At 66.2% G+C, this 637-nt stretch carries 1 protein-coding gene; it reads left to right on the top strand.

Annotation, left to right across the window (positions count from 1 at the left end; genetic code table 11):
• Position 1: 1 nt before the first annotated feature.
• The coding region (locus ABD223_RS43360) for a Crp/Fnr family transcriptional regulator (RefSeq protein ID WP_344044206.1) at positions 2-637 on the top strand (636 nt) is incomplete at its 3' end.

Raw genomic sequence — 637 nt, 5'->3', positions numbered from 1 at the left:
CCTGCTGGGTCGCCTCCGAGAGAACACCCGACAAGAGCTGCTCAACATCGGCACGGTCGTGCGGTACACGGCCGACCGCGAGGTGATAGAGCAGGACGCGAAGGACACCCACGCCCTCCTGCTGCTCGACGGCGTGGTGAAGGTGCAGACCACGGACGAGACGGGCGACACCGCCCTGCTCGCGATCAGAAGCGCGGGCGACCTCGTCGGCGAAATGGCCGCGCTCGACCAGAAGCCCCGCTCGGCCACTGTCGTGACGTGTGGCGACGTGGTCGCCAAACTGATCACGAGCGGTGAGCTGATGAGCTTCCTGCACCGGCGCAACGACGTGTTCGTCGAATTGATCGGAATGATCAACGACCGGTTGCGCTGGGCGAACCAGCGCAGGCGCGATTTCCTGTCCCACCCGGCCGCCGAACGGGTGGCTCGGGTGCTCGCCGAATTGGTGCAGACCTACGGCCGTGAAGAGTCGCACGGGTGGACGCTGGGAATTCCGCTGACCAAGGTCGAACTGGCCTCGATCGCCGGCATGAAGCCGAGGACCGCCGAGAAGGCGTTCTCCGACCTGAGGAAAGCGGGGGTGGTGGTCAGTCACCTGAGGCGTGACGTGCTGGTGCCGGACCTGGCCGGTTTGCGC

The sequence above is a fragment of the Saccharothrix xinjiangensis genome (genome assembly GCF_039527585.1).
In the GTDB taxonomy this organism is placed as follows: domain Bacteria; phylum Actinomycetota; class Actinomycetes; order Mycobacteriales; family Pseudonocardiaceae; genus Actinosynnema; species Actinosynnema xinjiangensis.
The sequence above is the reverse complement of the archived record's forward strand: the minus strand, read 5'-3'. Positions and strand labels throughout refer to the sequence as shown.